Origin of the sequence: Mycolicibacterium arabiense, from assembly GCF_010731815.2 — a bacterium.
Taxonomy (GTDB): domain Bacteria; phylum Actinomycetota; class Actinomycetes; order Mycobacteriales; family Mycobacteriaceae; genus Mycobacterium; species Mycobacterium arabiense.
The window spans coordinates 5,805,304-5,815,472 of sequence record NZ_AP022593.1 but is presented as its reverse complement, the minus strand read 5'-3'; the positions used below and the strand labels follow the sequence as shown (position 1 = coordinate 5,815,472).

Genomic DNA, 10,169 nt, shown 5'->3' with positions numbered 1-10,169 from the left:
CCTCCAAGTATTAGTAAAGGCTGCCCTAACTTTGAGGAGGCTACCCTATTGTCGATCCGGTCAACACTCCTACCCGAAGGGCTCGGCTGCGCTCGTGAACACGTCAACCCACCAGGCATTTCAAGGCGAGCAACGGGATCTCGTACGGGGTTTCACACCGTTTCCGCACGACCGCGCCGACGAGTACCGCCGGGCCGGTTACTGGCAGGGACGCCGGCTCGACGACATCCTCCGCGACGCCGCCCGGCAATGGCCCGACAAGCCCGCTGTGATCGATGCCACCGGAGGTCTCACCTTCGGCGAACTCGACGCGCTCGCCGACCGAGTCGCCGCCGCGCTGGCAGCTCGCGGGATTCGTCCCGGTGACCGAATGCTGCTGCAACTGCCCAACTCGAAGGAGTTCGCCGTCGCCGCCTTCGCGCTGCTGCGGGCGGGCGCGGTGCCGGTGCTGTGCCTGCCGGGCCATCGCTCGGCGGAGCTGGGGCACTTCGCCGAGGTGAGCGGCGCGGTCGGTCTGATCATCCCGGACGTCGCGGCCGGCTTCGACTACCGCGACATGGCGACCGAGCTCGTCGAGGCCAATCCCGACCTACGGCACGTCCTGGTACTCGGCGAGCAGGGCCCGTTCGACTCCTGGTCCGACCTTCGGAACGGCCCCGACACCACGCCACCCGCCTACGACGTCGACACCACCGCGCCCGCCGTCCTGCTGGTGTCGGGCGGCACCACGGGCCTGCCGAAGCTGATCCCACGGACCCACGACGACTACGTCTACAACACGACCGCGAGCGCGCAGGCGTGTGGCCTCGTCCACGACGACGTGTACCTGGTGGTGCTGCCCGCAGGGCACAACTTCCCATTCGCGTGCCCAGGCCTGCTCGGGTCGATGACCGTTGGTGCCACCACGGTGTTCACCGACGATCCGAGCCCCGAGTCCGCGTTCGCGCTGATCGACCGGTACGGCGTGACGGTCACCGCCCTGGTCAACGCGCTGGCCAAGCTGTGGACCCAGGCGTGCGAGTGGGAGCCGGTGCTGCCGACGTCGTTGCGCCTGGTTCAGGTCGGTGGGTCCCGGCTGTCGCGCGAGGAGGCCCGCTACATCTACGACGGCCTGACCACCGGGCTGCAGCAGATCTTCGGCATGGCCGAGGGCATGCTGCAGTTCACCAGGCCCGGTGACCCCGTCGAGGTGGTCGCCAACACCCAGGGCAGGCCCGTGTCCCCCCATGACGAGCTGCGCGTCGTCGACGAGAACGGCGTCGAGGTCGCCCCCGGCGAGGAGGGCGAGCTACTGGTCCGCGGCCCGTACACCATCAACGGCTACTACCGCGCCGACGAGGCGAACGCCCGCTCGTTCACCCCCGACGGCTTCTACCGATCCGGCGACCGGGTGCGGATCTTCGCCGACGGCCCGAGGGCAGGCAACATCGAGGTCGTCGGCCGCATCAAGGACGTGATCCACCGGGGTGGCGAGACGGTCTCGGCGAGCGACCTCGAAGACCACCTGCTCACCCATCCCGCCGTGTACGCGGTGGCAGCCGTGGCGCTGCCCGACGACTACCTGGGCGAGAAGATCTGCGCGGCAATCGTCTTCCGCGGCGCACCGGTCGGCCTGGCGGACCTCAACGCCTTCCTCGACGAGCGCGGGGCGTCCAAGCACGCCCGGCCCGACGTGCTGGTGCCGATGCCGTCACTGCCGATGACCGCCGTCGGCAAGGTCGACAAGAAGAAGGTGGTCGCGGCGATCACCGGCTGACCGGGGATGCGGGTGAGAGCATCTCCACGATCCGGGCCGATACGGCCGCCGCCGTGGGGTGCTCCCACAGCAGCGTCGGTGGCAGTGACAGGCCGGTCTGCTTCTCCAGCTGACGGCGCAGACGGACGGTCATGATCGAGTCGACGCCCAGTTCGACCAGTGGCAGGTCGGCGTCCAGGTCGGCCTCGGCGAGCCCGAGCTGGCCCGCCACGGCGGTGAGCACCAGCCGGGCGAGCCGGTCGGGATCGATCTCGCCCGAGCCCATCTCGGCGTCGCTCCCGTCGCCGCCATCGGCCGAGTCGTCATCGGCAGGGGCGACGTCGGCGAGGATCGGCACGGTGGTTGCGGCAGGCAGCACCGGCAGTACGACCACGTTCGGGTCGTCGTCGCGCATCGCGAGATCCAGTGCCCGCAGGGCGTCGTCGGCCGTCACGGTACCCATCCCGAGCGCGTCGAGCTGCGCGGCGACGAAGTCCGACGCCGATCCCATGCCGAGACCACGCCACGCCGTCCACGCGATCGCGGTGGTGCGATCCCCGAGGCTGCGCCGGTGCCGCGCCATCACGTCGAGGAACGAGTTGGCGCAGGCGTAGGCGCCTTGACCGGGGAAGCCGGCCAGGTAACCGCAGGAGGAGAACAGGACCATCCAGTTGAGCTGCTCCGGAGGGAAGACCTCGTGCAGCACGAGCGTGCCGTGCACCTTCGGGTGCATGGCGGCCGCGAAGTCCGCGGCAGTCGTATTCGACAGCAGCGCACCGGCTTCCACGCCCGCGGCGTGGACAACCCCACGCACGGGCGGTAGGTCGCGCAGTACCGACCGCAGGACGTCGGCTGATCCCGGCGCACCCAGGTCGACGGCCGCGACCGTCACCGAGACGCCGCGCTCCTCCAGCGCCGCCACCGCGCGGATGGTGTCCGCACGGTCTGCGTCGTCGTCCCACTGCGACCGCGGCGGCAGGCCGGACCGCGACAGCAGCACCAGCCGCCGGGCACCGAGATCGGCGAGACGCTGCGCGACCAGCAGGCCCAGCACGCCGGTTCCGCCGGTGATCAGGTAGGTGCCTCCCGGTGAGCACTGCATCGGGTCGCCCGACCCGGCGGCAGGCGCGGCGAGACGTGCGACCAGTGCCGACCCGTCCCGGATCACCACGACGCCATGGCCGTGCAGCGACGTCAACGCACCGAGCGGCAGCCGACCGTCGGTGACGTCGATGACGCCGCCCCACAGTCCGGGGTGTTCGGCAGCCGCGACCCGGGCCAGCCCCCATAGCGGCGAGTGCGCGAGGTTGCCACCCTCGTACACGCCGGTGGTCAGCACCCAGAGCCGGGCGGTCAGGCTGGATTCCTGCAATCGGGTCAGTGTGCGGACGACCAGGTCCACCGACGACTCCGGCGCCTCGTCCTGCCTCGGGAGCACGACCACGACGGCGGTTCGGCCCAAATCCGGTGGCAGACCCTCGAACTCGGTGATGTCCGCGATCTCGCTCGGGTCCTCGACGGCGCGGTACGGGACGCCTGCCGCCGTCAGGTCGCGCACCGCCGCGTCGAGGCCGTCGACGTCGCCGCCGACCAGCACGACACCACTCGGCCGATCGTCGCAGTCCCACGCCACCTCGTGCCAAGCCACGTGGTGCAGCAGGCGCGTCGGATCGCCCGCCGACCACTGCCCGGGGTTCTCGAGTTCCTCGAATGCCATCCCGGCAAGGGACACCAGCACCGAACCGGCGTCGTCGGTGATCGTCACGTCGGTGGTCGTGCTTCCCGGCCGTCGTCGCACCAGCAGTGTCGCCGTAGCGGGCGGTGCACCGTGTACGTGCACCCGTTCGATGCGGGCGGGCATGCGCAGTCTCGGTGGGCCGTCGAAGATCGTCGACGCAGCCGAGGTGGCCGCGTCGAGCAGCGATGCCCACGAGGTCGGTGCGGAGCCGTCCGCTTCCGCATCGACCACGGCGAGGAATTCGTCCGGCCCGCGGTGCATCTCGCGGACGTCCCAACCGAAGCCCATGGCGGCCACGCCGAGGCGCGCGAGCGTGTCGATCACGTGACGGGGCGGCAGCTCCTCGGTGCACCGGCGGCGGGCCGCGTCGAGATCGCATGCCGTGTCCAGCAGTTCGTCGATGTCGTCTCGCACGGCGACCACGGCGCCGCTGTGGGTCAGCCAACCGCCGTCCTGCTCGGTGTCGGGCGCTCCGGCGTCGACCAACCGCGACGACAGGGTCAGCTCCCGGTCGTGCAGGACCACCTGAACGTCGCGTGCGCGGGCCGGTGCGACCGGTGTGCGAAGCCGGACGTCGGCCAGTCCAACACCCGTGCACTCACCCGGCTCGTCGACCCGGCCACCGCGCGCGGCGGTGAGGAAAGTGTTCAGAAGCACTGCGGCAGGGATGATCTCGGTGGCCTGCACCGGATGGTCGCCCGGGTAGGGCCGGCTGTCGAGGTCGAGCCTGGTCTGCCACATCCTGGTCGACATCGCGCCGACGACGTCGATCCTGCCGCCCAACAGGGTGTGGCTGGCGACGTCGTGGACGCCACGACCGCCCGGCGGCGGGGTGGGGGTGCGCCAGAATCGCCTGTGCTGCCACTGAGTGCCCGGCAGGTCACCCGCCCACGGCTCGTGTGAGCCGATGCCGTGGTCGACGTTCGCGCCGTGGCAGTACAGCGTGGCCACGGCGGTGGCCACGGCCCTCACCTCCGGGGTGTCGCGGCGCAGTACCGGTATCGCCGCGTGCTCGTCGATACCGAGGCCGAGCAGCGTCTCGACGACCGAGTGGGAGACCACCGGATGCGCGGACACTTCGAGGAACAGGCGGTGCCCGTCCTCGGCCGCCGCGGTGATAGCCTCGGCGAAGCGCACCCGGCCGCGCAGGTTGGTCGCCCAGTAGTCGTGGTCGCGGGGTGCGGTCGAGCGCGGGTCGGCCAGCGCGGTGGTGTAGAGCGGAATCCGAGCGGCCGTCGTCGGCGGCAGGTCCGCGACGTGGCGCGCGAGGTCGCCCACTAGCGCGTCCATGGCCGGGCTGTGGAAGGCGACGTCGGTGTTCACCCGACGGACGACGATGCCCTGATCGGTCCATTCCGTTGAGATCTCGTCGACGGCGTCGGCGAGCCCGGAGATGACGGTCGACTCCGTGGATGCGCTGATCGCCGCGACCACGTCGTCGCGGCCATCGAGGCGCTGCTCCGCGTCGGCGAACGGCAACCGGACGAGCGCCATCGCACCCTGCCCTGCGACGGAGCGGAAGCCGCGGGCGCGGTAGCAGGCGACGGCCGCGCCGTGGCGCAGGTCGAAGACGCCGGCCACGACGCAGGCGGCGACCTCGCCGACCGAGTGGCCGATGACGGCGGCCGGGGTCACCCCTCGTTCGCGCAGCACCGCGGCGAGGCCGACCTGCATGGCGAACGTGAGCGCCTGCACCCGGTCGGTGCCGCCGAGTTCACCGGTGGTAAGCGCCTCGCGCGCGGAGAAGCCAAGTTCGACGCCGAACACCTCGTCGACCTGATCGACGACGCGCGCGAAAACCGGTTCGGCGGAGAGGAGTTCGCAGCCCATGCCAGACCAGTGGGAGCCGTGGCCGGAGAACACCCAGACGGCGCCCTCGTGCTGCCAGGGCCGGGCCGAACCGGTGACGAGGTTGGCAGCGGCTTCGCCACGCGCGAGGGCGTCGAGAGCCGATGTGACCTCGTGCGGGTGCTCGGCGACGATGGCGGCGCGGACGGGTTCGTGGGTTCGCCTCGTCCACATCGTGGCGGCGACGAGGCGGGTCGGCACGTCGACGACCCTGAGGTGATCGGCGAGCGCCTCGCCCGCTGCGGCCAGCCTGGCCTCCGACCGCGCGGACAGCGGCACGACGAGCGGCGCCGACGTCTCGCTGCCGCGGGGCTTTGATGGCGCTGGCGCCTCCTCGAGCAGAACGTGCGCGATGGTGCCGCCATAGCCGTAGCTGCACACCGCCGCACGCCGCGGGGCGTCCCCACGCGGCCATGGCTCGACGCTCGTCGGCACGCGCAATCCGCTTGCGGCCCAGTCGATCGCAGGCGTCAGTTCCCGCAGCCCCGCCGTCGGCGGGATGGTCTCGTGGTGCAGTGCGAGGACCGCCTTGATCAGCCCGATGACGCCTGCGCCGCCCTCGAGGTGACCGACGTTCGGCTTCACCGACCCGATCCTGCAGCGGTCGTCGTCGGCGCGGCCACGGCCGTACACCGCGGCCAGTGCGCCCACCTCGGTCGGGTCGCCGGACGGCGTGCCGGTGCCGTGCGCCTCGACGAACCCGATGCTGGCGGGCGCCACGCCCGCGGTCCGGCATGCTCGCGCGAACATCTCGGCCTGCGCCTCGCCGTTGGGCGACATGATGCCGACGGTGCGGCCATCCTGGGCGATGGCACCGCCGCGGACGACGGCGAGCACGCGGTCGCCGTCGCGTTGGGCGTCGGCGAGTCGCTTGAGCACCACGACGCCGGCGCCCTCCCCGCGGCCGTAGCCGTCGGCGGACGCGTCGAACGTCTTGCAGCGGCCGTCGCTCGCGGTGGCACCTGCCTCGTCGAGGACGCGGACCAGCCCCGGTCCGATCAGAGCGCTGACACCGCCGGCCAGCGCGAGTGACGTCTCGCCCGCACGCAGCATCTGGCACGCCTGATGAACCGCAACCAGCGAGGCCGCGCATGCGGCGTCGAGTGCCACGCTGGGGCCGCGGAGGTCGAGCAGGTGCGAGACGCGGTTGGCGATGCCGCACAGCGAGGTGCCGATGCCCGTCCAGGCCTCGATGCCGGGCAGGTCCTCCATGATGAGCTTGCCGTAGTCGTCGGAGTTGACGCCCATGAGCACGGCGGTGTCGCTGCCGGCCAGCGTCTTCGGTTGCACGCCCGCGTGTTCGAGCGCTTCCCAGCTCACTTCGAGCGCGAGCCGCTGCTGCGGATCCATCAACTCGGCCTCCCGCGGCGACACTCCGAAGAACTCGGCGTCGAACCCCGGTAGGTCGTCGAGGAACGTGCCCCACCTCGTGGTGTCGCGCAGGACCGCGGCGTTGCGGGGATCGCGGCGCAGGTACGGCTCCCAGCGCTCCTCGGGCACCTCGCGCACGTCGCTTCTGCCGTCGAGAAGGAAGTTCCAGAACGCAGCCGGGGTCGAGACGTTCCCGGCCACGCGGACGCCGAGACCGATGACGGCGATGGGCTCGGGCGACGCGATCGCCTCCGGCGAACTCTGGTAAGCCTTGCCTAAGTCCATGCGGACAATATTGACACAGTACCCGCCCGGTCAGGCGACTACCCGCCGCGCTAGGACAGCAGGTCGCGCACCACGGCGTCGGCGAGCAACCTGCCCCTGTCGGTGAGCACCAGCGAATCGCCGCGTAGCCGAAGAAGCCCGTCGGCGCACAGCGTTTCGGCGTGCCCGCGCTCGTCGTCGGCGAGTACCGAGGCGGGCATCCCCTCGCGCAACCGGACCCGCAGCATCACCTCCTCGAGGTGCCGCTCCGACGGCGTCGGTTCCTCCCGGCCCGCGACGGGCAGTTCACCTCGGGACAGGACGTCGGCATAGGCACTGGGATGCTTGACGTTCCACCAACGGACGCCGTCGACGTAGCCATGAGCGCCGGGCCCGGCGCCCCACCACTCCCCGCCGTTCCAGTAGCCCAGGTTGTGCAGACACTCCCCGCCCGGGCGGCTCCAGTTCGACACCTCGTACCACTCGAAACCGGCGTCGGACAGGCGGGAGTCGAGCATCTCGTAGCGCGTGGCGAGCACGTCGTCGTCGGGGGCAGGTATCTCGCCCCGGCGCACCCGACGTGCCAGCGCGGTGCCCTCCTCGACGATGAGCGCGTAGGCCGAGACGTGGTCGATGCCTGCGCCCAGCGCGGCGTCGATCGTGCGGGCCAGGTCGTCGTCGGTCTCCCCCGGCGTGCCATAGATCACGTCGAGGTTGACGTGGTCGAACCCCTCGGCGCGGGCCTCGGCGGCCGCGGCGGGTGCGCGCCCGGGCGAGTGCACGCGGTCGAGTACGGCGAGTACGTGCGGCGCCGTCGACTGCATGCCCAGCGAGATGCGGGTGTAGCCGGCGGCCCGCAGGTCGGCAAAGAACCGCGGCGACGTGGATTCGGGGTTGGACTCGGTGGTGATCTCGGCGCCGGGTTCGAGGTCGAACTCCGACCGGATCGCGTCCAGAACCGCCGCCAGCCCGTCGGCCCCCAGCAACGACGGCGTGCCGCCGCCGACGAACACCGTGCGCACTGCCTGTCGGCCACCCAGCTGCGCGGCGGCCAGCCGCAGCTCGATGCGCACGGCGTCGAGCCACCCGCCGGGGTTGGCGCCGCCCAGCTCACCCGGGGTGTAGGTGTTGAAGTCGCAGTATCCGCACCGGGTGGCGCAGAACGGCACGTGCACGTAGATGCCGAACGCCGGTGAGGTCACCCGCCCAGTGTCCCAGAACGGGTTTTGCTCACCGTGAGTCTGAATCTGGCCCGGTTGGGGTGTATGAGCCGTTTCGTGGCAGAATGGAGTGCGTGATGTCCGCCGCCAGCTCGACCACCCGCGTATCGCTGGTGATCCGGCGGCATGTCGACTTCAAGCGCGTCTGTACCTGTTGCTGTCTGCCTTGATCTGCGTCTGACTTCGGAGACCTGCCCGCACCAACCCCAGCTGGCTACCGGATCTGCGCCGCCGGACAGCCACCGGTGACTGTGCGCGATCCGTTCGCCGGCTCCTCCAAGAAGGGGCCAATCCCATGACCACAGCCGAATCCAAGCCTGCGGGCGCCAAGGCCAAGCCAGCCAAGCGTCCCCGCGGCGAGGGCCAGTGGGCGCTCGGCTATCGCGAGCCGCTCAACGCCAACGAGCAGGCCAAGAAGGACGACAACCCGCTCAACGTGCGGGCCCGCATCGAGAACATCTATGCCAAGGGCGGCTTCGAGAGCATCGACAAGGGCGACCTGCGGGGCCGCTTCCGCTGGTGGGGCCTCTACACCCAGCGCAAGCCGGGTTACGACGGCACCTGGACCGGTGACGACAACACCGACATGCTCGAAGACGAGTTCTTCATGTTGCGGGTCCGAAGCGACGGCGGTGCACTGACCGCCGCGGCGCTGCGCACCCTCGGCGGCATCTCGACCGAGTTCGCCCGCGACACCGCCGACCTGTCCGACCGGCAGAACGTGCAGTACCACTGGATCCGGGTCGAGGACATGCCGGAGATCTGGCGTCGCCTCGACGAGGTCGGCCTGCAGACCACCGAGGCGTGCGGCGACTGCCCGCGCGTGGTCTTGGGTTCGCCGTTGGCCGGCGAGTCGCTCGACGAGGTCATCGACGGCACGCCCGCGGTCAACGAGATCGTCGAGCGCTACATCAGCAAGCCGGAGTACTCCAACCTCCCGCGCAAGTTCAAGACCGCGATCTCGGGCCTGCAGGACGTGGTGCACGAGGTCAACGACGTCGCGTTCATCGGGGTCGAGCATCCCGAGCACGGCCCGGGCTTCGACCTGTGGGTCGGCGGCGGGCTGTCCACCAACCCGATGCTCGGACAGCGCGTCGGCGCCTGGGTGCCGCTCGACGAGGTGCCCGACGTCTGGGAGGGCGTCGTCAGCGTCTTCCGCGACTACGGCTACCGCCGCCTGCGGTCCAAGGCGCGGCTGAAGTTCCTGATCAAGGACTGGGGCGTAGAGAAGTTCAGGGAAGTCCTGGAGAACGAGTACCTGAAGCGTCCGCTGATCGACGGCCCGGCGCCGACCCCGGTCACGCGGCCCATCGACCACGTCGGCGTGCAGAAGCTCAAGAACGGCTTGAACGCCGTGGGCGTCGCGCCGATCGCGGGCCGGGTGTCCGGAACGATCCTGACCAAGGTCGCCGATCTCGCCGAGTCCGTCGGCAGCGACCGGATCAGGTTCACGCCGTACCAGAAGCTGGTCGTCCTGGACGTTCCGGACGACAAGCTCGACGAGCTGCGTGACGGTCTCGATGCGCTCGGCCTGCCGTCGCGGCCGTCGCACTGGCGGCGCAACCTGATGGCCTGCACGGGCATCGAGTTCTGCAAGCTGAGCTTCGCCGAGACCCGCAAGCGGTCGCAGACCCTCGTCCCGGAGCTGGAGAGCCGGCTCGAGGACATCAACGCCCAGCTCGACGTGCCGGTCACCGTCAACATCAACGGGTGCCCCAACTCGTGCGCTCGCATCCAGGTCGCCGACATCGGATTCAAGGGTCAGATGGTCGACGACGGCGACGGCCCCGTCGAGGGTTTCCAGGTTCACCTCGGTGGCAGCCTGGGCCTCGACAGCGGTTTCGGCCGCAAGTTGCGCCAGCACAAGGTGACGAGCGACGAACTCGGTGACTACATCGAGCGGGTCGTTCGCAACTTCGTGAAACAACGCGAGGACGGCGAGCGTTTCGCTACGTGGGCAGTACGAGCAGACGAAGCTGATTTGAGGTAGCAC

At 70.5% G+C, this 10,169-nt stretch carries 5 protein-coding genes; 3 read left to right on the top strand and 2 right to left on the bottom strand.

Annotated features, from left to right (window positions below; genetic code table 11):
- Positions 1-94: 94 nt before the first annotated feature.
- Positions 95-1,756: a (2,3-dihydroxybenzoyl)adenylate synthase gene (locus G6N61_RS29650; protein ID WP_163924398.1), complete on the top strand. Its 1,662-nt coding sequence runs from the start codon at positions 95-97 to the stop codon at positions 1,754-1,756.
- On the opposite strand, the gene G6N61_RS29645 is transcribed toward G6N61_RS29650, so the two are convergent.
- Positions 1,746-6,977: a type I polyketide synthase gene (locus tag G6N61_RS29645; RefSeq protein ID WP_163924397.1), complete on the bottom strand. Its 5,232-nt coding sequence runs from the start codon at positions 6,975-6,977 to the stop codon at positions 1,746-1,748. The genes G6N61_RS29650 and G6N61_RS29645 overlap by 11 nt on opposite strands.
- A 50-nt stretch (positions 6,978-7,027) precedes the next feature.
- Positions 7,028-8,158 (bottom strand): radical SAM family heme chaperone HemW, encoded by a 1,131-nt coding sequence (gene hemW / locus G6N61_RS29640; RefSeq protein ID WP_235887344.1) that lies wholly within the window; start codon positions 8,156-8,158, stop codon positions 7,028-7,030.
- An 83-nt stretch (positions 8,159-8,241) separates the two neighbouring features.
- On the opposite strand from hemW, the gene G6N61_RS31390 reads away from it, so the two are divergent.
- Together G6N61_RS31390 and G6N61_RS29635 are read left to right on the top strand one after the other, a co-directional pair.
- Complete coding sequence (locus G6N61_RS31390; RefSeq protein WP_407666345.1) at positions 8,242-8,346, top strand: Ms4527A family Cys-rich leader peptide; 105 nt, start codon at positions 8,242-8,244, stop codon at positions 8,344-8,346.
- Between the two features lie 125 nt (positions 8,347-8,471).
- On the top strand, positions 8,472-10,166 hold the full coding sequence (locus G6N61_RS29635) for a nitrite/sulfite reductase (RefSeq protein ID WP_163924396.1): 1,695 nt from the start codon (positions 8,472-8,474) through the stop codon (positions 10,164-10,166).
- Positions 10,167-10,169 lie beyond the last annotated feature (3 nt).